At 50.1% G+C, this 22,362-nt stretch carries 30 protein-coding genes; 25 read left to right on the top strand and 5 right to left on the bottom strand.

What is annotated here, in order from left to right; translation table 11 throughout:
• Positions 1-31: 31 nt before the first annotated feature.
• A complete protein-coding gene (gene purT / locus OEZ10_13205; protein MDH5633930.1) occupies positions 32-1,252 on the bottom strand; it encodes a formate-dependent phosphoribosylglycinamide formyltransferase in 1,221 nt (406 codons plus the stop codon).
• A gap of 312 nt (positions 1,253-1,564) precedes the next feature.
• Here purT and OEZ10_13200 point away from each other — a divergent pair, with 312 nt between their 5' ends.
• The 3 genes from OEZ10_13200 (at position 1,565) to OEZ10_13190 (ending at position 3,475) form a co-directional block, all read left to right on the top strand.
• On the top strand, positions 1,565-2,677 hold the full coding sequence (locus OEZ10_13200; protein ID MDH5633929.1) for a GGDEF domain-containing protein: 1,113 nt from the start codon (positions 1,565-1,567) through the stop codon (positions 2,675-2,677).
• Positions 2,678-2,713: 36 nt separating this feature from the next.
• Positions 2,714-3,073, top strand: a complete 360-nt coding sequence (locus OEZ10_13195) for a hypothetical protein (GenBank protein MDH5633928.1) — start codon at positions 2,714-2,716, stop codon at positions 3,071-3,073.
• A gap of 78 nt (positions 3,074-3,151) precedes the next feature.
• Positions 3,152-3,475 carry a PilZ domain-containing protein gene (locus OEZ10_13190; protein ID MDH5633927.1) on the top strand — a complete coding sequence of 108 codons (324 nt, stop codon included), beginning with the start codon at positions 3,152-3,154 and terminating at the stop codon, positions 3,473-3,475.
• Positions 3,476-3,496: 21 nt separating this feature from the next.
• Here the strand turns inward: OEZ10_13190 and OEZ10_13185 are convergent, their stop codons facing one another.
• Positions 3,497-4,390, bottom strand: coding sequence for a hypothetical protein (locus tag OEZ10_13185; protein ID MDH5633926.1), 894 nt, complete (start codon positions 4,388-4,390; stop codon positions 3,497-3,499).
• A 162-nt stretch (positions 4,391-4,552) separates the two neighbouring features.
• Positions 4,553-5,422, bottom strand: a complete 870-nt coding sequence (locus tag OEZ10_13180; protein MDH5633925.1) for a LysR family transcriptional regulator — start codon at positions 5,420-5,422, stop codon at positions 4,553-4,555.
• Between the two features lie 97 nt (positions 5,423-5,519).
• On the opposite strand from OEZ10_13180, the gene OEZ10_13175 reads away from it, so the two are divergent.
• The 3 genes from OEZ10_13175 to OEZ10_13165 are packed head-to-tail and all read left to right on the top strand — an operon-like array spanning position 5,520 to position 6,960.
• A complete protein-coding gene (locus tag OEZ10_13175) occupies positions 5,520-6,002 on the top strand; it encodes a DUF4395 domain-containing protein (GenBank protein ID MDH5633924.1) in 483 nt (160 codons plus the stop codon).
• 60 nt (positions 6,003-6,062) lie between these two features.
• The gene (locus tag OEZ10_13170; GenBank protein ID MDH5633923.1) at positions 6,063-6,428 is read left to right on the top strand and encodes a hypothetical protein; all 366 of its coding nucleotides are present in this window, start codon (positions 6,063-6,065) and stop codon (positions 6,426-6,428) included.
• A gap of 46 nt (positions 6,429-6,474) precedes the next feature.
• Positions 6,475-6,960 carry a YchJ family protein gene (locus OEZ10_13165; GenBank protein MDH5633922.1) on the top strand — a complete coding sequence of 162 codons (486 nt, stop codon included), beginning with the start codon at positions 6,475-6,477 and terminating at the stop codon, positions 6,958-6,960.
• 28 nt (positions 6,961-6,988) lie between these two features.
• Here OEZ10_13165 and OEZ10_13160 read toward each other — a convergent pair whose 3' ends face one another.
• Complete coding sequence (locus OEZ10_13160) at positions 6,989-7,201, bottom strand: SlyX family protein (protein MDH5633921.1); 213 nt, start codon at positions 7,199-7,201, stop codon at positions 6,989-6,991.
• A 6-nt stretch (positions 7,202-7,207) separates the two neighbouring features.
• A complete protein-coding gene (locus OEZ10_13155; GenBank protein MDH5633920.1) occupies positions 7,208-9,109 on the bottom strand; it encodes an ATP-binding cassette domain-containing protein in 1,902 nt (633 codons plus the stop codon).
• Positions 9,110-9,446: 337 nt separating this feature from the next.
• On the opposite strand from OEZ10_13155, the gene OEZ10_13150 reads away from it, so the two are divergent.
• The 19 genes from OEZ10_13150 to OEZ10_13060 all read left to right on the top strand — a co-directional run bounded on the left by OEZ10_13150 (position 9,447) and on the right by OEZ10_13060 (position 22,145).
• The gene (locus OEZ10_13150; protein MDH5633919.1) at positions 9,447-9,836 is read left to right on the top strand and encodes a DUF6010 family protein; all 390 of its coding nucleotides are present in this window, start codon (positions 9,447-9,449) and stop codon (positions 9,834-9,836) included.
• Positions 9,837-9,854: 18 nt separating this feature from the next.
• Complete coding sequence (locus tag OEZ10_13145; GenBank protein ID MDH5633918.1) at positions 9,855-10,346, top strand: AAA family ATPase; 492 nt, start codon at positions 9,855-9,857, stop codon at positions 10,344-10,346.
• A gap of 74 nt (positions 10,347-10,420) precedes the next feature.
• A complete protein-coding gene (locus OEZ10_13140) occupies positions 10,421-10,960 on the top strand; it encodes an MOSC domain-containing protein (protein ID MDH5633917.1) in 540 nt (179 codons plus the stop codon).
• A gap of 41 nt (positions 10,961-11,001) precedes the next feature.
• On the top strand, positions 11,002-11,451 hold the full coding sequence (locus OEZ10_13135) for an SRPBCC domain-containing protein (GenBank protein ID MDH5633916.1): 450 nt from the start codon (positions 11,002-11,004) through the stop codon (positions 11,449-11,451).
• Positions 11,448-12,266, top strand: coding sequence for a methyltransferase domain-containing protein (locus tag OEZ10_13130; GenBank protein MDH5633915.1), 819 nt, complete (start codon positions 11,448-11,450; stop codon positions 12,264-12,266). The genes OEZ10_13135 and OEZ10_13130 overlap by 4 nt, the downstream gene beginning before the upstream one ends.
• Before the next feature lie 499 nt (positions 12,267-12,765).
• Positions 12,766-13,233: a DUF4410 domain-containing protein gene (locus OEZ10_13125; protein ID MDH5633914.1), complete on the top strand. Its 468-nt coding sequence runs from the start codon at positions 12,766-12,768 to the stop codon at positions 13,231-13,233.
• A 168-nt stretch (positions 13,234-13,401) separates the two neighbouring features.
• On the top strand, positions 13,402-13,842 hold the full coding sequence (locus OEZ10_13120; protein ID MDH5633913.1) for a DedA family protein: 441 nt from the start codon (positions 13,402-13,404) through the stop codon (positions 13,840-13,842).
• A 134-nt stretch (positions 13,843-13,976) separates the two neighbouring features.
• On the top strand, positions 13,977-14,813 hold the full coding sequence (locus tag OEZ10_13115; GenBank protein ID MDH5633912.1) for an arsenite methyltransferase: 837 nt from the start codon (positions 13,977-13,979) through the stop codon (positions 14,811-14,813).
• A 157-nt stretch (positions 14,814-14,970) separates the two neighbouring features.
• On the top strand, positions 14,971-15,648 hold the full coding sequence (locus OEZ10_13110) for an HAD family hydrolase (GenBank protein ID MDH5633911.1): 678 nt from the start codon (positions 14,971-14,973) through the stop codon (positions 15,646-15,648).
• A gap of 331 nt (positions 15,649-15,979) precedes the next feature.
• Positions 15,980-16,417, top strand: coding sequence for a hypothetical protein (locus OEZ10_13105; protein ID MDH5633910.1), 438 nt, complete (start codon positions 15,980-15,982; stop codon positions 16,415-16,417).
• 97 nt (positions 16,418-16,514) lie between these two features.
• On the top strand, positions 16,515-17,198 hold the full coding sequence (locus tag OEZ10_13100; protein MDH5633909.1) for a hypothetical protein: 684 nt from the start codon (positions 16,515-16,517) through the stop codon (positions 17,196-17,198).
• A gap of 96 nt (positions 17,199-17,294) precedes the next feature.
• Positions 17,295-17,591, top strand: a complete 297-nt coding sequence (locus tag OEZ10_13095; protein MDH5633908.1) for a DUF3658 domain-containing protein — start codon at positions 17,295-17,297, stop codon at positions 17,589-17,591.
• A gap of 590 nt (positions 17,592-18,181) precedes the next feature.
• Positions 18,182-18,478 carry a DUF3658 domain-containing protein gene (locus OEZ10_13090; GenBank protein MDH5633907.1) on the top strand — a complete coding sequence of 99 codons (297 nt, stop codon included), beginning with the start codon at positions 18,182-18,184 and terminating at the stop codon, positions 18,476-18,478.
• Positions 18,479-18,605: 127 nt separating this feature from the next.
• Positions 18,606-19,259, top strand: coding sequence for a hypothetical protein (locus OEZ10_13085; protein ID MDH5633906.1), 654 nt, complete (start codon positions 18,606-18,608; stop codon positions 19,257-19,259).
• Between the two features lie 86 nt (positions 19,260-19,345).
• Entirely contained in the window at positions 19,346-19,918 is a 573-nt protein-coding gene (locus OEZ10_13080) for a hypothetical protein (GenBank protein MDH5633905.1), read from the top strand.
• A gap of 83 nt (positions 19,919-20,001) precedes the next feature.
• On the top strand, positions 20,002-20,448 hold the full coding sequence (locus OEZ10_13075; GenBank protein MDH5633904.1) for a GNAT family N-acetyltransferase: 447 nt from the start codon (positions 20,002-20,004) through the stop codon (positions 20,446-20,448).
• 118 nt (positions 20,449-20,566) lie between these two features.
• Positions 20,567-21,304, top strand: a complete 738-nt coding sequence (locus tag OEZ10_13070; protein ID MDH5633903.1) for a hypothetical protein — start codon at positions 20,567-20,569, stop codon at positions 21,302-21,304.
• A 78-nt stretch (positions 21,305-21,382) separates the two neighbouring features.
• On the top strand, positions 21,383-21,730 hold the full coding sequence (locus tag OEZ10_13065; GenBank protein MDH5633902.1) for a hypothetical protein: 348 nt from the start codon (positions 21,383-21,385) through the stop codon (positions 21,728-21,730).
• Positions 21,731-21,806: 76 nt separating this feature from the next.
• Positions 21,807-22,145, top strand: a complete 339-nt coding sequence (locus OEZ10_13060; protein MDH5633901.1) for a hypothetical protein — start codon at positions 21,807-21,809, stop codon at positions 22,143-22,145.
• Positions 22,146-22,362 lie beyond the last annotated feature (217 nt).

Here is a 22,362-nt window from a genome sequence, read left to right as displayed (position 1 = left end):
ACAGCTCCAGGTTTACAAGGTGTGAATCGGATCAGGCTTTGACCGGGATTACCCGGGAAGCGGAAGATTTGGCGCGAACGCGGCAATCATCGACGTCGCCCCCATGGGCGAGTGCCACGCCCATGCGTCGCCTGGTGAAAGATTCGGGTTTGCCGAACAGGCGCAGGTCGGTGTTCTCCACCTGCATGGCCTCGTCGACATGACTGAAGGCAATGCCCTGGCTGTCCAGCTGCCCGTAGATGACCGCGCTGGCGCCGGCATTGCGCAGTTCGGTCGAAACCGGCAGACCAAGAATGGCGCGGGCATGCAATTCAAACTCGTTTTGCCACTGGCTGGTCATGGTGACCATGCCGGTATCGTGTGGCCGTGGGCTCACTTCGCTGAACCAGACGTCGTCACCCTTGATAAACAACTCAACGCCAAACAGGCCGCGACCACCGAGGTTGCCGGTCACGGCCCGGGCGATATCCCGAGACTTGTCCAGCGCTGCCTGGCTCATGGCTTGAGGCTGCCAGGATTCCACGTAGTCACCTTTTTCCTGGCGATGACCGATTGGCGCGCAGAAGCTGGTTTCGACGTCACCGGCAGTGTTACGTGCGCGAACGGTTAACAGCGTGATCTCGTAGTCAAAATCGATCATTTCTTCAACAATCACCCGGCCGCGATCAATGCGCCCGCCGGATTTGGCGTAATCCCATGCGACCTGTACATCGTCAGGACCATTTATGGTGGACTGCCCCTTGCCGGAGGAGGACATGACCGGTTTGACGATGCACGGGTAACCGATACCGCTGTCGATAGCCTGCTGCAGTTCATCCAGTGATTCGGCAAAGGCATAGCGTGACGTCGGCAGACCCAGTTCTTCGGCGGCGAGACGACGGATGCCTTCCCGGTTCATGGTGAGTTGGGTGGCGCGAGCAGTCGGAATGACTTCGGCCAGGCCGTCAGCCTCAATCCGTGCCAGTTCATCGGTGGCAATGGCCTCAATTTCCGGAACTATCAAATGGGGTTTTTCCTGCTCCACCAGATGGCGCAGAGCCTTTGGGTCGGCCATGTTGATGGCATGAAACCGGTGTGCCACCTGGTGCCCCGGGGCGTTGGCATACCGGTCTACGGCCACGACTTCGACGCCCAGCCGCTGCAGGGCGATGATGACCTCTTTGCCCAGTTCGCCGGCGCCGAGCAACATGACCCGGGTAGCGGATGTCGATAATGGGGTGCCGATTTGGCCAAATTTCTGGATCTCTGCCATGTGTGCCTCTTGTCCCGAATGCGATCTGGAAAGCACGCGAGTATATCGGGAACAACCGGCGAGTAAAATTCGGTTTTTTGCGCCCGGGCGGGCGGCGACCGGGCAGTGCCGGGCGAAAACGGCCCCGGGGGCCATGGGGTAATGCAGGCAGTGAGCCATTAGCCAGGAAGGTGAATGTGCCGCATTTGTATGTCGAATAGCGGTTATTATGCAGTCGCCTTCCGTCCCGTATTTTGTGAAAACAGGGTGTATGAGCTATCATCCGCGCCTGTTGGCACGACCGCTGTAATCGTGCGCCAAAAGGAAACAATAATGATAATCAGCGACAAGCAAGTAGAATTTGAGCGTATTCAGATTCTGTACAACAGCGCGCCTCGTGTCGTCGTCGGCATGGCCTTGTTGATCCTGTTCCTCGGATTCTTTCTGAAAGAACATATCCCCCTTTCCTATGTAGTGATATGGGTTTGCGCCTCCCTGGGCGCGCTGTTGCCGCGTATGGTAGTTGCCAAAAAGCTCAAGCGCGGCCTTCAGACCGGCAAGGTGACCCCGGACAATATCGGCATCTGGGAGCGGCGCTGGATTTATTCGGTTATACCGACCGTTGGCAGCGTCGTCGCTGCACTGTTCCTGCCGCTCGAAAATGAACATCTCCTGATTGTTGCATTGTTTCTTTGCATACTGGGCGCAGGCAACCTGGTCACGTCCAGTGTTTCGATGAAGTCGGTGGCTGTTACCGGCGGCATGATCATGATCCCGCTGGCCTCGCGCATGTTCATGATCGGCGAATCCTATTTCAACCTGCTGGGTTACATGTTCCTTGCATGTATCGTGGTATTTGGCAACTACGCGTTGTCACTTAATCGTACGCTTATCGAAAATATCCAGCTCAAGATTGAAAGCGACAATTTGTCATTGATTGACATGTTAACTGGCCTGCACAACCGTCGTGGTCTGTACATGTTTGTCGAAAAAATGTTGCCACATGCGATTCGTTACGAAGAGCCGTTTGGCGTCATTATTATCGATATCGATCACTTCAAGGCCTATAACGACACTCACGGCCATGCCCGTGGCGATGAAGCCCTGATCGGTGTGGCAGAATGTATTCGTAACGAAACACGGCACGGCGACATGGTCGTACGTTACGGTGGCGAGGAATTCCTGATAGTGTTGCCGAACACCAATGACGCGGAGCTGGAAGAGGTGGCTCACCGCGTCTGTGATCTTGTCCGCAAGTCAACCGACATGACGATCAGCGCCGGTGTCGCCAGTTTTGCCGGGGAAGCGGATTTTGATCTCCTGGTTAAGCGCGCGGACGACGCTCTGTATGTTGCCAAAAACAAGGGTCGCGATTGTTACGTGGTAAACGACACTGTCAATGACATTATTCCTGCCATTGGCAACACAGGTTTTGCCAAAGCCTGATACAAAACAGAACCCTGTCGCGGGTTTGGCCATGACATGAGAACGAGACTGGTTTTTGTTTACAATGCCGATAGCGGGCTGTTTAATGCCGCTATTGATACCGCGCATAAAATGCTGTCTCCGAACACCTATTCCTGCCAATTGTGCCGGCTTAGTCATGGATATTTCAGTGAGCGACCGCAGTGGCGGGAATTTGTCGAATGGTTGCCCGCAGATTGTGAATTTTTGCATCGTGACGAGGCCAAAGAGAAGTATGCTATTTCCGCTGAACTTCCCGCGGTTTTAAAATGGTCTGATGGAAGCCTGTCCATTTGCCTGCCGGCGACAGCTCTTCGGCAATGCAATACCCTGGACGAACTCAGGGCGCGGCTGTCGGAGTGCTGTTTGTCAGAATAACTGCCCAGAGGCTTGTAGGTTTGTATCTATTTAGGTCATAATTGCATTGAGGGTAAATACAAAATATTGAGGTGGATCATGGCTGAAGACAGTGAACACCGCACCACGGCCCGGCATCCGCTGGACCAGGAAGTGATGTTGAGTACGGATTCAACGTTCAGGCTCTGCAGGGTGCATGATATCAGCGAAACCGGGGCGCTGTTGAGCGTGGCCTGGTTCGGGCTTGGCAAGAAAACACCGGTCGTTCTGACCATGAATCTCAATACCGACGGTACGAAGATTGATTCCTACCAGTTACAGGCCGAGGTTGCCCGGGTATCCAACGAGGGTACGGCGATAAGGTTTGCCGATCTTGACAGCCATACCCGGACAGCGCTGGAAGATTTTGTCGAAATGCTTTAAGACTGCTGCTGCCCGATCGCCTCAGGCAGCCGACTGGTCATAATCCTTGGGTTTTGGCGCCACCAGTGGCGCCTGTCCCTTGCACTTCATGATGCATTCATCCACCGACTGCTTGACGATACTGCGGCGAAACGACTGATCCATTTTCATCCAGCTGTCGGCGATATCAGTCGACAGTCCCTGGTCAAGAATCGCCTGTCGCAATATGGATTCGCGCAAGTCAGCCTGTTCCTCGGTAATAAACATGTGCATGTGCACAAACGCCGGCGTATCACCCTTGTAGTTGTTGGGACCACCAAAGGCGGCCACCATGAACTCGGTCTGCTTGCGAATCAGGGTCGGCTTGTTTTTGCCGCCGAAAAAACGTCCCAGCCAGGGGTGATCAAACATGACATCATAAAAGCGTTCATGCACTTTCATTACGGTGTCGGCGCCACCAATCTTGTTGAGCAAGTCAGGATCATAGGCATCATCATCCTGGCGATCACGCTTGGCTTCCCGGCGATCAACGCGCTCCATGGCATCGGTCATGATGCCTGTCACTTCCGTGAGTACACCGTTCCAGGCTGCTTCGAGTTCTTCGGTAAATTTGTCTTCCAGCCGTGAGCGCAACGCCAGCATTAACGCATGCTTGGCAAGCTCCAGGTGTTCTGCCTGGGCGCCGTAGGCCAGCAGGTGACGTTCCGCCATTTTGATCAGCGATGGCTTGATTTTTTCGAGGTACTTGAGGCTGGCCAGCGTGTTCATCATGTTGGCGAACTTGCGGTTGAGAAAAACCACGTTGCCCGCGAAAACATGCTTGAGACTGATATCCAGGTGAAACAGCTCACGAAAGAACAGTTGTGATAATGCGTCCATTTGCTCACGCATATCATCCACGGATTGTTTGACCAGCAGGCGTTTATGTGTGTCCATTGACTGGTTCCCGGCTTATATAATGTATATGGACGAAAGTAATATTTTGCTTACGACTTTCCAGTATAGACGGCAAATTCGCTGCTGCCACAATCAGTACTAATTCCCGTACAGATGTCGGGAATATCCATGCGGCATGATATATAAAGTGTATTGGGAAATTCAGCCGGAAAACAGGCCGGTCAGAAAATCCACAACGCAACGAATGCGCGGAAAGTGACGCAGGTCCTTGTGGTAGGCGATCCATAACTCGTGTGACGGCAACGTCAGGCGCGGCAGAAGCTGTACCAGCTTCGGGTTTGGTGCCGCAATAATCAGTGGCTGTATGGAAATGCCAATGCCTTCTTCGGTAGCCCGGAGCCGGGCGCTGGTGCTGTCGCTGTAAAGTGCAATGTTGCTGTCTTTAATGACATCAGTGAGCCAGCGGTTTTCGTCCAGGTGAGACAATGCTTCACCATAGACAATGAAGTGATGATTTTTCAGGCAATCCTGTTTTCGTATGGCCTTGTGATTCTTGAGATAGGACTTGCTCGCAAACAGGCCCATATTCATGGTGAGCAAATGCCTGGTCACCAGGTCGGATTCGGCGGGGCGTTTCAGGCGCAGTGCAATATCCGCTTCGCCAAGTACCAGGTTGCTCAACCGTGCCGATGGCGACAGGATGATCTGGATGCCGGGCTGGCTTTTGCGGAACCCGGGTAGTGCCGGCAGGATCAGTTCGTTGCACACACCCTCGGGCACTGACAGTCTGACCGTACCGCGATACTGACCGCTGTGTTCAGACAGCATTCGCTGAATATTGATCACGCCCGATTCCATGAGCTGGGCCTGTTTCAATACTTCCGCGCCTTCTTCGGTCAGGTCGATGCCACGATGGTGTCGCCGAAACAGGCGAATACCCAGTTCCTGTTCCAGTGCTTCGATATGACGACCTACTGTCGGCTGGTTCGAGTCCAGCAACTCTGCAGCTGCAGACAAGCTGCCGCTTTGTGCAGCAGCAAGAAAGTAGCGAAAATCGTCCCAGTTCGGCATATACAGAAATATATAACAACTATGCAAAAATTAGTATTCCTGTATAAAAATTGTATAACTAGAATTTCGTCATACCAACACAATCCGGAGTTATGTTATGGCAAAGCCGCTGGATCACGCTGAAATCAAGACCGGCCAATTAATCACCATGTTCATGTGTCTCGTTGCCGGTCTGCAACAGGATATGCGCTGGCTTGTCGTTCTGGGAGCAATCTTCCTGGTGACAGGTTTGTACCGTCCAATGAGCCCGTTTGTCTGGGCGTATCGCTGGCTGGTGCAACCCCTGGGATTGATGAAGTCCGATTACCGCATCGACAATATCCAGCCGCACAGCTTTGGCCAGTTAATCGGCGCATTGACCGCGGCCATTATTCTGGGGGTGTATTATCTGGGTTATGGCCAGGTGGCATGGGCGCTGGTACTGGTATTGTTTGGCTTGACCCTGGTGTCGTACCTGGGCTGGTGTATCGGCTGTTTTCTGTACTACCAGTTGCACAGGCTGGGCCTGCGCGGGTTCTTTGGTCATGAACCGACAGACAAGACTGTGTTTCCGGGGCAGCGCCCGCGACGACCCGAATAGAAGCTGTTTTGTCATTCATGATCTGGCACAATGCCACCGACTGTCTGAACCGGGTGGCCTATGTCAGCAACAAAATCCCTGCTCAGCATTGTAGAGCTGGGCGGTTATCCCAATTTCACATCATTATATGAGCAGGCCGGTTACCGCGTGCAGACCGTTACCACTGCACGCAAGGCCATCAGCTGGCTGAAGAAGAACCGCGTCGATGTCATTGTTGCCGAGTTCAACTTTCAGTCGGACTTTCGTGATCGCACCAGCAGCCTCGAATCAATACTTGCCACCGTGCAGAAGTATCCTGACACTCGTCTGATTGCCCTGTACGACAAGGAGCAAAAACATCAACTGGCACGTTTGCAGGCAGTATTTCCTGATATACTGCCGCTGGAGTTTCCCGTAGAGGAACAGGCGCTGCGAGCGCTGTTATAACTATTACTATAAAATAATTGGACTGCAAGGCGGCGGAGTAAACACGATGAACGAACAGCAGTGCCCGTGTGGAAGTGGCGACAGTTATTCGGCCTGTTGTGAGCCATACCATACCGGGTCGAAATACGCGAACACGGCCGAAGCGTTGATGCGCTCCCGTTACACGGCCTATGCCCGTGGTGATTCAGCCTACCTGTACAAGACCTGGCACAGTCGCACCCAGCCCAAGTCAATCAATCTCAATGATGATGGCAGCATGCAATGGCAGCGGCTTGAAGTCATTAACACCGAAGCCGGTCAACGCAGTGACGATACCGGTGTAGTGGAGTTCAAGGCCCATTTCAGCGTGAGCGGTAAACCCGGGGTGCTGCATGAGCGCAGCGAGTTCTCCAAGGAAAACGGCACCTGGTTTTACCTGGATGGTGAAACGCCGAAGAGCGACATCAGCCCGGCCCAGGTCGACAAGACCGGCCGCAATGATCCTTGCCCTTGCGGCAGTGGTAACAAATACAAGAAGTGTTGCATGCCCTGAAGCGGGCTGTGATCAAACTTTATAGTAATCAATAATGCGGCGGTGGCGGTTCGTCGGCAGCACTGCCGGCAGCCGGCGGCGTCATTTGCTGCAAGGCCTGTTTCACTTCCCTGAGTTGTTCCAGCACGGCGTCAATGTCACGGTCATGGGCCAGGCTGTTTTTGGTCAACGCCTCAATGGCGGCTTCCTGTTCGGTAAGCCGGATCTCCAGATCCACCAGGCGGTCAGCAATATCATTCATCGGTGTTTAACCTTCGTCCAGTTGGCTGCTTACGTCCAGCCATTGCGTCTCGGCGTCTTCCAGTTTCTGCCGGTTCAGCCCCTGCTGTTTCAGCAGTTCCTGCAGCTCGGCCTTGCGGGCTTCATTATTATAGAGTGTTGAGTCCGCCAGCGCTCGTTCCAGTTTGGCTTTTTCCTGTTCCAGGCGCGCCATTTCCTGTTCCAGCTTCTTTTGCTGGTTCAAAAGCGGTCGCAATTGTTCGCGCCGTTGCGCCTGCTCCCGCCTTCGATCCTTGCGCGTGGTGGCACTGGTATCGTCATGTTCCGACGTCGCCGGGCGGCTGTTGGCATTCTCGGCCTTGAAGCGTTTTTGCAGCAACCGCCGGTAGCTGTCGAGGTCATCCTCGTATTCGCTGACACGGGAATCCTGCACCAGGTAAAACCGGTCGCAGACGCTGTCGAGCAGCGCACGGTCATGGGATACCACGACAATGGCGCCTTCAAATTCCTGCAACGCCAGCGTCAGGCTGTGGCGCATGTCCAGGTCAAGATGGTTGGTCGGTTCGTCCAGCAGCAACAGGTTGGGCCGCTGGTAGATAATCAGTGCCAGCGCCAGCCGCGCCTTTTCACCTCCGGAAAACGGTGCAACAGGGTCGAGTGCCCGGTCACCATGAAAACCAAAACCGCCAACAAAGCTGCGCAGGCTCTGATCATCGGCGCGGCCATCGATGCGTTGCAGGTGCAGCAACGGTGACGCGTTGTCATCCAGCTGTTCAACCTGGTGCTGGGCAAAATAGCCAATGGCCAGGTCCTTGGCGGCCTTGCGTTCGCCGCTGCGTGGCGCAAGCTGGCCATCCATCAGCTTGATCAGGGTACTCTTGCCGGCACCGTTGGCGCCGAGCAGGCCAATGCGATCACCCGGGGCAAAGTCGATACTGACATCCTCGAGTATGGTCTTGTCACCGTAGGCGGCGTCGCAATGATGTAACTGCAACAACGGGTTGGGCAGTTGTTTCGATGCACGAAAGTGAAAGCTGAACGGTGAATCCACGTGCGCCGGTGTGATCAGCGCCATGCGCTCCAGTGCCTTGATACGGCTTTGCGCCTGTTTGGCCTTGGTTGCCTTGGCGCGGAACCGATCAACAAACTGTTGCAGGTGCGCACGTTCACGCTGTTGCTTTCTGAATGCCGCCTGTTGCTGGGCCAGCACTTCGGCGCGCTGGGTTTCAAAGCTGCTGTAGTTACCGCGGTAAAGTCGCGCCTGTTGATGCTCAATGTGCACAATGTGGTTGCACACTGCATCAAGAAATTCGCGATCATGCGAAATCAGGATCAACGTGCCATCGTAACGTTGCAGCCAGTCCTGCAGCCACAGCAGTGTGTCCAGGTCCAGGTGATTGGTGGGCTCGTCCAGCAGCATCAGGTCCGAGGGTGTCATCAACGCCCGGCCCAGGTTAAGGCGCATGCGCCAGCCACCGGAAAATGATTCAACGGCTTTACCCTGGTCCTCGGCACCGAAGCCAAGACCGTGCAACAGTTCACTGGCCAGCGCCGGCAGCCGGTAACCGTCAATGGCATCATAGTGGGCATGGGCCTCGGCAATGCGATGACCGTCGCCACTGGCCTCGGCGGCCTGTAACTCGGCCTCGGCCTGGCGGAAGGGTGCATGACCATCGAGCACAAAATCGTGGGCCGACTGCGATCCTGTCGGCGTGTGCTGGGCCATGTAGGACAGGCGCCAGCTGGACGGCAGGCGCAGCTCGCCCTTGTCGGCAGACAGTTCGCCGGTAATCAGCCGAACCAGGCTGGATTTACCGGTACCGTTGGCGCCAACGATGCCCAGCCGGGTACCCGGCTGGATCGCCAGGTCCAGGTCCGCCAGCAGCACGCGACCGCCGACCCGCAGAGTGAGATTGTCCAGTTGCAACATGGGGGCGGAGTGTAGCAGTGGCGCAGGGATGGAGGTAAGTGGCGAATGCGGGGAGCGGGTTGGTCCTGACCGGATAGCGACGCCAGCGGATGCCCGGTATTAGCCGATGTTGTATCGTTTTCTCGTCTCAGGCCAGCCTGAGACAGGAGCGAGACAAAATGGCATGATTCCATTAAATGTTTGTTAGGAAACCGGATTCACTAGAGAGTCGACATTGGCAACCAATGGATGACCGGGAATTGGTGACACGGAAATACTGTACGCATATTTGGTAGGCGCTGATCATGGGATGCGGCCTTACCCAAACAGCGCACTACCGCATATAGAGGGAACTGCTATGACAACAACCATGATGATCACCGGCGCAGCATTGGCGGCGACTTTTATTGCCGGAACTCATTTTGCATTGACCGGGCATGAGCTTGAAGTATTTGCCCTGTTCCTGGCGCTGACATCCTGTGTCTACGGTGGTGCGGCGTTAACGCCGGCCGGGGCACGATTCGTTCGAATTGAACTACCGTTTGTGATTACCGTGTTCATCAGCGCCATACTCGGCCTGGTATTCTCGCCGGTATGGATCGCTGTTGGCTATTTTCTGCATGGCGGCTGGGATGTGCTCCATCATGTCAACAAGGTGGAGACACCCATTGTTCGCTGGTTCCCGCCACTGTGCGCAGTATTTGATGCGGTGGTAGGCGGGGTGGTGCTCGCCTGGTGGTTGTTCTGACTCGTACGGGTGAAAAGCATGCGTAAAGTTCTGATATTCGGAAACTCGGGCTCAGGCAAATCAACCCTGGCAAGGAAGCTGGCAACGGGGGGCGGCCTGGCGCATCTTGACCTGGACAGCCTGGCCTGGCTCCCGGAAAGTCCGCCACGCAGAATGCCCCTGGAACAATCAGCCGGTCACATCATGCAATTCATCAACACGAACAAAGGGTTTGTCATTGAAGGGTGCTATGCAGATTTATTGGAAGTCGCTGTACCGTTTGCCAACGAGATTATATTTCTGAATCTCCCGATATCCCAATGTGTGAGCAATGCGCGAAACCGGCCATGGGAGCCGCACAAGTATGCCAGAAAGGAGGATCAGGACAACAACCTGGAAATGCTGGTGAAGTGGATAGAGCAATATCACGACCGGGATGACGTATTTTCATATAGCGCCCATACGAAATTGTATGAAAGTTTCGCTGGAAAAAAGGTTGTGTATGTGAACAATGAATATAATGAGAATTGATATTCAAGGCTTGTTAGCCAGCACGCCTGAATGCACCAAAGATCACACTCATAACTACAACAGGGACGATATTTATGGCATCCGTAGTATCTGTCAGCAGAAATGAAAAACACGGCTTTTCCAAGATTGCTGTTGATTTCATAGAACTGGTCGCCGATGAAGGCGTGGTTGGTGACGCGCATCGTGGCGAGTCGGTCAAGCATCGTTCCCGGGTGAAGAAAGATGCGGCCCAGCCCAACTTGCGCCAGGTGCACCTGATTCATGTTGAATTGATACAGGAGCTGAAAGACAAGGGCTTTAACGTCGAACCGGCAACGCTTGGTGAAAACATCACGACCATTGGTCTGGACTTGTTGGCCTTGCCCCGGGATACAGTCTTGCGATTTCCCGGTGGTGCCGAGCTTGTTATCACCGGGCTGCGCACTCCCTGCCATCAACTGGATGATTATCAGAAAGGGCTGACCGCCGCGGTGCTGGATCGTGATGACGACGGTAACCTGATCCGCAAGGCCGGTGTCATGGCCATTGTCAAAACCGGTGGCCGGGTGCAGGGCGGAGACAGTATTGCAGTGATCTATCCCGATGCGCCGCATCAAAGGCTGGAGCCGGTTTAATGGAAGCTACGGAAGCGAGTGATCAAGAAGACGTATCCTGAATGAACAGTTTCAGTATTCACAAAACACGTCATATCAACGCTTCGCCGGAAGCGGTGTTTGATGTGCTGACATCCTCGGAACACATCGTCCGGTATTTTCCGCTGAAGCAAGTCACGTCATCATGGCACGAAGGCGGTGAGATTCTGCTCGATGGTGAAGTTGATGGCAGGGCGTTTCGTGATCATGGTGTAATCGAAATCCTGTCGCGACCTGCTCAGTTTAAATACCGATACTGGAGCGATAACCACGGTACCGAACAGCTCCCGGAGAACTGCCTGGTTATTGATTATCGCCTGGCCCCGGAACAGCATGGAACAAAATTGACACTGGAGCAGTCCAATATCAAGTCAGGGGAGCAGGCGCAGCGTATGGAATCAATGTGGCCGCATCTGCTGGATAGTCTGGCCGCCTATGTCGAAAACAAGCACAGCAGAAAGGACGCGCAATGACAGCAAGCAATCCCATGTCTCTCCCGGACCCGTGGTCACTGGTTTCCAGTGGCTACGTGACCGATACCAAGCCGTTGTTTGAACAGTATTGTCACCAGGCCATGAAACTGCTTGGTTATGACGGCAAGGGTGAGGTGCTGGATGTCGCCTGTGGTCCCGGCACGCTGTCCTTGCTGTTACGCAATGACAAGGTCAACATTCAGGCTATCGATTTCTCCCAGGGTATGCTCGATTGCTTCAACAAGCTCATTGAGCAGCAGCAGGCAAACAACATTACCACCACGCTTATGGATGGCCAGAACCTGGAGTTTGACGATAACCGTTTTGACTGGGCGTTTTCCATTTTTGGTCTCATGTTCTTTCCGGATCGCATCCAGGGATTCCGTGAGCTGCATCGCACCCTGAAGCCGGGCGGCAGGGCCGCCGTGACCAGTTGGGCGCCGGTGTCGGAGTCACCGTTAATGCAGCTGATGTTCTCCGCCATAGGCACTGCGTTTCCGGCCAAGACTGAATCCATGCCGGAAAAGATTCTGAACCTTGAAGATCCCGATAATTTCAAAAATGAAATGCAGCAAGCAGGATTCAGCAATGTGCACGTGACGTCATTCGATGGTAAGTGGCAGGTAACGGATGCGGAAGAATTTCTCGACTCCATGATCCGAGGCAGCGCGCCTATCGTCATGTTGAAGAGCCGGTTTGATGAAGCCGCGTGGCAGGAGAAGCGCACCATCATGCTGGACTACCTGCGCGCGCAAATGACCGATCTCCCGGTGATACTGACAGCCCGTGCATATATTGGTACCGGTGAAAAATAACACGCTGGTTCATCGCGACAGTCAATATCCGGACGTCGCGTTATAAGGTTTCAGTCGTGATATCGGTATTTGCAATGCGCGTGTCATGGCTTGCTGTTGGCTGTCTGCTCCAGCTCAAGCTGCTTCTGAATTACTGGTGTTCACGATAGCCGCATTCGGTGATGCCAAGTCTTGCCATTTCAATCACATCGTTCTGACAATAACGTAACGCGGACCAGGCTGCATGGTTTGGTGAGCCATACTGCCGTCTGCTATACTGACCAGGAAATGCAGAGACGATTGTCTTAATAAAAAGTTTGCTGTCTTGAGTAGACGCGGTATCACCCCGCCAAAGCTGTCCACCACACACTGATAAAAATTAAGACGTAAGAAATAAGAAGTAAAAATATTAACAGTAACGCAATCAAAAACACCGGGACCAGGTAACGGTTTTTCCGTTTCGCGGAAGCGCTGTGCCGTGTTCCGGCTAATGTGATAACACTACTAGAGGAGTATCAGTATGAAAATGAGGATGATAGGAATATTGGCAGCCGCGTTTCTGACAGTGTCATGCGCGGGAACGTCTTCCAAGGTCGAGGCACCGGTTTCTCTCAGCAAGGACGAAGCGGTTGCATACGAGATTATCAATACCGCGGAAGTGCCGGAAAAAGCCATGGTCATCCTGGCTCCCCGCCTCGAAGCCAACCTGAAAAGCGCCGGTTTCAACATGGTGGAAAAAGACAAGGCCGCCAAGCGTATCGAGATAGTTGTTGAGAAATACCGCATGAGGCATGGCGCCAATCGCGTACTTTTCGGTGCGATGGCAGGTTCTGATCACATCCTGAGCAAGGTCACCATCAAGGATGTCAAAACTGACGCCGTTGCCGGGCAATTTACTGTCCAGTCCAAGAACCCTACAGCGAACGGTACGGCCAAGGGCCTGATCGAGAATCACGCTGACAAGATTGTGCAGATGTTGAACAAGTAACAATCATGCCGGAGCCGGTTCGCAGTTGCCCGACGTATTTGCGGTAACTGTAAGCCGGCACCGATTTTCATACCGCATCAAGCCCCGGTTTCCCCGGTGACGCAAAGTCACTATGATCTCCATATCCTGAACCAGCTCCGACCGGGAACACTGACTCACTGACAATCCATGGAATACCTTGCCGAGTTCGGCCATACCGGCCTGTTTATTGCCGCGTTTCTGGCGGCGACGATTTTGCCGCTAAGCTCGGAAATGGTGCTCACCGCGCTGCTGTTAACCGGCCTGTCGCCGGTAACGCTCGTCACCGTGGCCACGGCCGGTAACGTGCTGGGCTCGCTCACCAACTATGCGCTCGGTTACTGGGCCAGCCTCAGCCTGGTGAAAAAATGGTTGCGCCTGTCCGAGGAAGAATTCGTCCAGGCCGAGCAGCGTTACCGCAAGTACGGCCTGGTATCGCTGTGTTTCGCCTGGGTGCCGGTGATCGGCGATCCGCTCACCGTCATTGCCGGCGTCATGCGCATCCCGCTGGGCTGGTTCGTGCTGCTGGTCAGCATCGGCAAGCTGCTGCGCTACATGGTGGTCAGCTACCTGGCACTGCTGGCGCAATAACCGCCACGGCTGCCGTCGGGCCGGGTGAGCAAGACTTGCGAATTGAATGTATCCCGATCCGATCGCCGCGATCCGGGTTGCGTTACCGGTAAATGGCCCCATAATTGGCCAACAAGGTATTTCACGAGGTTCCCATGAGCGAAAAACTAGCCGATGAAGTCCGCCAGAAGGTGCGGGAGAGTTACGCCAAGGTGGCGGAAGCCAATAATGCCGGTGCTGCCAGCAGTTGCTGCGGGCCGGAGAGCAGTTGCTGTGGCGTCTCTGATGACGACGCCATCAATACCCTGGTATCCACGCGCCTGGGTTATTCCGAGGCCGACCTGGCCGCCGTGCCCAAGGGCGCGGACATGGGCCTCGGTTGCGGCAACCCGCGTGCCATCGCCAGCCTGCAACAGGGCGAAGTGGTGGTGGATCTCGGTTCCGGCGGCGGCTTTGATGCCTTCCTCGCTGCCGGCGAAGTCGGTGCCAGTGGCCGCGTCATCGGCGTCGACATGACACCGGACATGGTCAGCAAGGCTCGTGGCAATGCCGAAAAGGGCAAGTTCGCCAATGTCGAGTTCCGCCTCGGTGAAATCGAACACCTGCCGGTGGCCGACAACAGCGTCGACGTCATCATTTCCAACTGTGTCATCAACCTGTCGCCGGACAAGGCACAGGTGTTCCGCGATGCCTACCGCGTGCTCAAGCCCGGCGGTCGCCTGGCCATCTCCGATATCGTCGCCACCATCGACATGCCTGATGAATGGAAAAACGACCAGCTCCTGTATGCAGGCTGCATGGCCGGCGCATCACGAATCGAAGTGCTGGAGCAATACATGAAGGACGCCGGCTTCGACGCCGTATCGATCACGCCCAAGGATGAATCAAAGGAATTCATCAAGGACTGGGCACCGGGTCGCGGCATCGAGGACTATGTCGTCTCCGCCCATATCGAAGCGGTCAAGCCGGTGAAGAAGTCGTGCTGCTGCTGACAGAACCTGCTTCAACCGCTAACACCCGGAGCCAGAGTACCCGCGATGACCCTTGAAAGGGTTCTGTGGGAAAGGAATCCGGTATTGGAATTTGCTGACCCACAGCCTCGTCATTCCTGCGAAAGCAGGAATCCAGATTGCGGACAAATAAATTATTATGATCAAAGGCGTCTGTTTCGATTTATTTCATACCCTGGTGGACGTAGGCTCGGTGCCGGATCACGTCGGTCGATATACAGCCGACGTGCTCGGCGTCGATGCCGCCCGCTGGAACCAGGCCTGCTTCAGTTTTGATCACGAGATCACCCGGCCCACCAGCCATTTCGACAGCCTCAAGAAAATGGCTCACGGCATCGATCCTTCCATACCCGATGAACTGATCCAGAATGCATCCGATGAACGCCAGGCGCGTTTTGACTACGCGCTGGTCAACGTGCCGGACGACGTGCTCACCGTATTGTCATCCCTGCGCGAACAAGGACTGAAACTGGCGCTGGTGTCCAACGCCTCGTCAGGCGAAGTCGAAGCCTGGCCGCGTTCACCCATGGCCGAGTTGTTCCACAGCGCCATCTTCAGCTGTGATGTCGGCAGCCGCAAACCGGAGCCGGACATCTATCACGCCGCGCTCAACGGCATTGGCCTCAGCGCCGGCGAATGCGTGTTTGTCGGTGATGGCGGCAGCGACGAACACATCGGCGCCGGCGAAGTCGGCCTGCACTCCATCCTCATCACCCAGTACTTGCACAGCGCCGTCAACGTCGACAGCCAGCGGGCCCTGGTCACGCGGGAAATCAGCCACATCACCCAGCTCCCGCAACTGTTGGAACAGTTCTAATCAGATTTATCCCGCAGCGCCGCGAAACCAGCCACTTCTCCATCATCGCCCGGGCCGGGTGTGGCCGGTAAATGCCGGAATTACCCGAATTCATTGTTGATTCATGCACCGGAATTGCTGCAATATAGACAAAATCTAACTGGATATAGCGGAAATGGCTGTGTTTGTTATTTACCGCCAGGCAGACTTCAGCCTGGTATTGGAGTATATGCTTCATATAAGACTACAAATAATATGAAATACTATACAGCGGCATCGTATATTGAACTATACAGAGTCTGCATAACATCGGGATTTCGGGTGATATACAGACTCTGTATAACATACTGTTATGTCTATAAAACAATCAGCTAAAGAGCACTTTGGTGACACAGGAAATGCAATTACCTACTCATTATTATTGGGTTTGTTTTTGTATCAGATATATGATGAAGGAATGAAAAGAGCGATATGGAGTATTGTTTCTATTGCATTCGTTTTTTCAGGATGGTTTACAGTTGGTTATGTTTTTCAGTCAATCCGTTTTAGAAATATCAAAATGGGTTTTAGTGACGCTTTCTCTGTTACCTATTATATTATTTTTACTGTCTATTGGCTTATAGATAGAGGGATTGATAAAAAGGCATATGTACTAATTCTGCCAATTTATACTGGCTTGCTAATAGTAGCAGCAATACTGTTTAGTAAAACAAATGCATACAAAAGTATAGTTACCTGGGAAGCAAATATATACAAACTTATATTGTCTAAGTTTAGAAGGAAGACATAACAAGAAATTCAACAAGGACATACCTCCGCGGCGCGCATTTTGTGCAAAATCGCACAAAATACACACCACTGCGGTATGCCTGTTAATAAAACGTTAGATGAATATGCATAAATTTATAATTATTTTTTTACTAATTACCGTTGGAATATGTGAAGCCAGCGAGAAGACTTCCTATGCCGGCACATGGATCAGTAAGAATTACCATGAAAAATTGAAAGAAACAAAATCGCCTAAAAAAGCACAACGCGGCAGCAAATTTATCGTTATTCCAAAGGAATCAAGCAAGTCTGTAATTATGATTTATCAATTCCATGAAGGCGTTAAAACATCTTATGATTCCTTAAAAATTAATAAGCTGTCTGACAATAGCATAGAAATAGATGGCGAATCGTTTATTAAGATAGATTCGTGCCAAAATGTAAATAGCGATGGTGCGTGCATCGTTGGCAGTATCCTTTTGAAAGGTGATTATTTGACAACGACCAATCAAGTCGTAAAGTTCGACAGTGGAGGGAACGTTACAGGATTGGAAGACTTTAAGTACTACGATGTTCAGCTAGATTATTATGACGTTGGACTAGACATAGATATGATAATTTTAGGACGTGAACGTCCTGATACTAAAATTTCACCAGCTAATTACTCTAAATGGCTTGGCTTTAAATCTATGGATAATAATTTGAATTTGTATGAAATCTTATGTAAAGAGAAAGAAGGAAATGAATGCGTTGAGATAGGTTTTGGTAAAATTTTGCATTCATTAAAGAAAGAAACTAAATGACATCATCACAAAAACATCTAACAAGGCGCTCAAAATCGGACCGCCAAACTGCGGCGGCCGCTTAGCTTGTCGTTATGTTCAATAAAGGTGATATCAATGGAAGATGAAGAACCAACTCCAGATAGAGAATTAACTGATGAAGAAAATAGTCTTATCAATCATCTTTCTCAGGAAGAGATATCCGAGATCGATGCAGCTTTGTTAAACAATGTAAATTCCCGTTGGAGAAAAATGGCTATGGTTGTAGGGCTTACAATGACGGAGCTTCCAAATCGTATCAAAGGCATTCCAGATCTATTTTATGCACAAAGGCTTCGCTTAATGGTTGAAAATGGACAAATCGAAGCAAACGGGAACCTTTCTAGTATGCGCCACTGTGAGGTGCGCACATGAAATCAACAGCAGAAGAACATAACAACACGCTCAAACCGACCCACTTCCGCGGCACATGTTTTGTGCATAATCGCACAAAACACGCACCGCTCCAGCGGTCGGTTTAGCTGGCACGTTATGAGTTAACACAATGAAATTCGGATTTAAGTCATTTGCAATATTTTTCTTCTGTGTCTCAGCCTCCTTCGCTCATGATGAGACGTTTCGAGGAGTATACTCATGGGGTGAAGGTGTTGATTCAATAAAACCATGTGGGGACCCGAAAATATATTGGGCTAGTCATGGTTGGGGATCAATCAATGCAGAGCTTAAGAAATTCTATGACAAGAACACTTCTAAACCTTATCAAGGAATATATATGGAATTTCGAGGCCATTATCACTACGAGGAGTCGGATGGGTTTGAAGCCAAATACGACGGAACGATACATATTAGTGAAATTAAGAAGCTAGCGAGAGAAATTCCGAGTGATTGCAAGTAGCACTCATAACAAGTCGCCCCAGAGCAGTCGCTGCGCTCCTTTTGGACACTTCGCTGCTGCGCGCTCAGCGCCCCTGGGCTAGGCGTTATGTTCAATAAAGGTAGATTCAATGGACTATGAAGAGCCAGTTCCTGATAGAGAATTAACTGACGAAGAAAATAGTCTTATCAGTCACCTTTCACAGGAAGATATATCCGAGATCGATAAAGCTTTATTAAACAATGTAAATGCCAATTGGAGAAAAATGGCGATGGTTGTCGGTCTTACAATGACAGAACTTCCAAATCGAACTAAAGGCATTCCAGATTTGTTTTATGCTCAAAGGCTTCGCTTAATGGTTGAAAATTCGCAAATCGAAGCGCATGGGCATGTTTCAAGTATGCGCTACTGTGAGGTGCGCAAATGAGGTTGAAAGTAGAAGAACATAACAAGCCGTTCAAACCGACCCAATTCCGCGGCACCAGTTTTGTGCAAATTCGCACAAAACTGGCCCCGCTCCATCGGTCGGTTTAACTTTAACGTTAGCCATATAAATGAAAAGATTCGTTACAACTTTGATATTGGTGTTGATACCTATGGGGCTTTTTGCGAAAGAAACTAAAGAACAAATCTTTTGGAAATGGTTCCAAAAGAATCAAACGAAAATTTCTCAATTTGAGAAAAATAGAGAACCAATTCTAGACGAAATTACCGAGCAACTTGCAAAGTATAAAGAAGGTATTACATTCGAGGTATCAACTGAAAAAAGTGGGAAACGTGAATTTATTATTAGTGCCGATGGAATAAAAGAATTATTTCCTTCTGTTGAGGCACTAGCAGTTGCTGCTCCCAAACTAGAGAAATGGGATATTGTTGCGTTCAGGCCACGCATGAATGATTACGCACAATTTAATCTGAATTATGCGGGTAAGGAATTTGTACCAAGTGAAATATGGATATATACGCGCGTAGAGGACGGAAATTTTGACCTAATTATTTACCATCCAAACTATACTGATGAAGAACGAAATGCCTTTATATCTGGTGCATACATACTACTTGATATGGCATTGGGGGAATATGACGTTGTCACTGGGATTCGCTATATAGATCACCAGAAATTACCTAGTAATCCAAAGGAGGAAGGTTTAAAGCCTTTCTCCGAATTGAGAAGGATATTTGATGAATTTAAAGCGAACAATGGCTAACATGTCGGGCCACATGGACGCCCAAAAGCGTCGCTTCGCTTCCGCTTTTCTGGGCGCCAGTGCCCTCAAACGTTAGTTGCAAAAAAATGACAGATAATCCGCAATTAAATGTAACTAGAGAAAGAAGCTTCTCGGCACACCATATGTTGCTTGGAGCAGCGCGGATGTCTTTAGAAGACGCAAACGAGAAAAAACCAGGTTGGTTTTATAGCGAGTTGATAACTATTACATTCTGCGCATTAGCTCTCGAAGCACTTTGCAACGCATTCGGTGAGCGTTTTATAGAAAACTGGAGTGATTTTGAAAGCTCTACACCAATAGCAAAATTACGTATTATTTGTTCACAATTAAACATAGATGCTGATTTCACAAAAGAGCCATGGTCACGCGCAGTTTGGCTAATAAGATTCAGAAATAAAATAGCTCATGCAAAACCAGAGTTCATAGAACAAAATGAAATCTGGAGCAGAGATGAATATGACGACTTAAGAGATGAAGCCCCAAAATCAAAACTTGAAAAACAAATATCACCCAATAATGCCAATAAGGCTTATGAGGCAGCAGTTGCTATCAAAGATGCACTATGTGATGGTATACCTATTGAACAACAGCACGGGTTACGGAGTGATGGATGGACTGGGTCTTCAAAGCTAGTATAAAAGCAACTAACAAGCAGGTAAAGTTCGCTTCGCTTGGACGCGCAAAAGGCGCGCGCCACTTACCCGAACGTTAGAAGACAGGCATGAACAACATCATAGAAGAAACTGACAGTGAGAAATTGAAGTTAATCGTTAAGGAAACTATTCGTTGTTCTGTCGCGACAACGGAAGAAGAAGCGATTTTCTTAATAGACGATATAAATGTATCGTTACAAAAGTGGTTTTCTTCTGGTTTAAATGGATACAGCTCTAAGTTTCTAGTTAACAAAAGTATAGTTGGCTTTATTATTGTCAAGGAGTTCTGGAACCTATCTCATTTATTTGTCTTACCAGCTTTTCAACAACAGGGTATCGGTAAGTCACTATTAGCTGAAGCAATTGCAGTTTGTAGTGAGAGGAGCCCAAAGGGCAAGTTACTTTTAAACTCATCAGTGGTGGCTGCTAACTTCTATGAGGCATTAGGTTTTAAACAGTCAGGTCTTGCTCATGACCGACCAGGTGGATGTATTCCTTATGAAATTGTCTTCTAACAAGCGCAATCGAGCCGGGCACATTTCCGCGTTGCTCGTTTTGTGCTTTAATAGCACAAAACGAGCAACGCTACAATGTGCCGCTCATTGCGGACGTTATCTGCTCAAAAGGACTCGTATGAAATTTTTAAAAATAATAACCTTAGGGATACTGCTACACTCGCTTCCAACAATTACATTTGCTACTAAGGCAGAAGTTTCAGATATCGGCTGGGTTGGTCTATGGAATGAGGAAATGATCGAGTGGGTTGAAAACGAAAATCAAATCTATCGACTGTGTGAGAAAGACAAATCATCTCCAGTACAATTGGAACAATGCAAAGAGAAACATCTTTCTAGTAAAATATGGTCAATAAACGTCCATTCTGAACCGAGCAAAAATTCGCCGAAATTAGGTGAATTACAGATAAAAGTAACACCTGGTAGTTCATTCCAAGCATCATTTAAATCTATAAATAACAAAGTTATAGAATTTACACCTGACTTATATGATCAAGATTGGGGTTATGGGCCATATTTTCATCAAACAATACTCAATCAGAAGCAAGAATGGTTCGAAGTAGCAATACCTGGAATTAACAGCTTCGCCTGGATCAACCCAAAATCCGATATCCAATATATCGACGTAAAAACTATTGAGATAGGTCAAGTTTATACATTCAACTCGAAAAGCATAGTTATAGTAAAAATAGACAATGATTCTATTAAATATATAATAGAAAATAAGTCGGATATGTGGTGTGACGTAGGCACCCCACCCAAGGTGCCAGCTGGTGAAGTTAAATCTATAAACATCAGCGATCTTATTAATAACGGCCATCTATTATTAGATATTAAATATAAACGAGGCTGCTAGCAGATAACAAGACACTCCAGCCGACGCCAAAAATCGGCGCGGCTGAGTTTGAACGTTATGTTTACAAAGGGGAAAATTGTGAAAAAATTATTGTTAATTTTGTTAGTGCTTGTTCTTGCTAGTTGCATCTCAGGACCACCACATTTAAATTCTGAACAATTAGCACGGGCCGAAAAAATAACTGTATTTGAAAAAGGTAAAAAAGTGCAACGCCCATATCAAAAAATTCAAGAACTATCCTCTGCTGATTGCTCATCTGTCAGTGGATATACTGGTGAAGAAACAGTTGCTTTATTCAACCTAAAAAAGAAAGCTGTTTATTTGGGTGCAGATGCGATTATTAATATGAGCTGCGGCACTTCTCCATTAATCAATGATTGTTGGGCGCCAAAAACTTGTTCTGGAATAGCTATAAAATGGAACTAAACGACATCAACATAACAACTGCATCGTGGTGGGACCGTTTCACTGCTCCGCTTCGCTGCGCAGTGAACGGCCCTACATGCAAACGTTAGGCAACAAAAGAGAAAAACAAATGGAAATTGGATTTTATAGTTCACCACTTGTCATGCCAGCACTAGCAATATGCATTGGTGCATGTGTCATTCTATTAAAACAAAATAAAAATATTGGCATTATTCTAATGTTGGTGGGTTTTATCCTCGTTACCATTACTCAATTTTCAATTAATTATTGTGTTGGGTTAGTTGCATTAAACATAGGCTTGTCTGAACATTCCACGCTGTGTAATTCAATAACACCTCATATTAAAGGCGTGGGTTTTGTGCTCATAGCATTGGGCATCTACAAACTAGCACAGGCAATCAAACAAAATGCCTAACCAGCAAATCAACCGTGACCACCATGAGCTACGGCCTAAAAAGCAGGCCTCCGCTCACGGTGTCACGTTATTAAAACGTTAGGCGCATTCGTGACCTTTCCCCCGGCTTAGTACCACGACCAAGTAGAGAATATTCATCTTAAGCTGCATTATTTGCATAGGCAACCGGTGTCATATAATCCAGTGAACTGTGCGGCCTGACATGGTTGTAATGATC

This window comes from Gammaproteobacteria bacterium (assembly GCA_029880545.1).
Classification (GTDB): Bacteria; Pseudomonadota; Gammaproteobacteria; order Acidiferrobacterales; family SZUA-150; genus JAOUOD01.
This window is presented reverse-complemented; position numbering and strand designations above follow the sequence as displayed.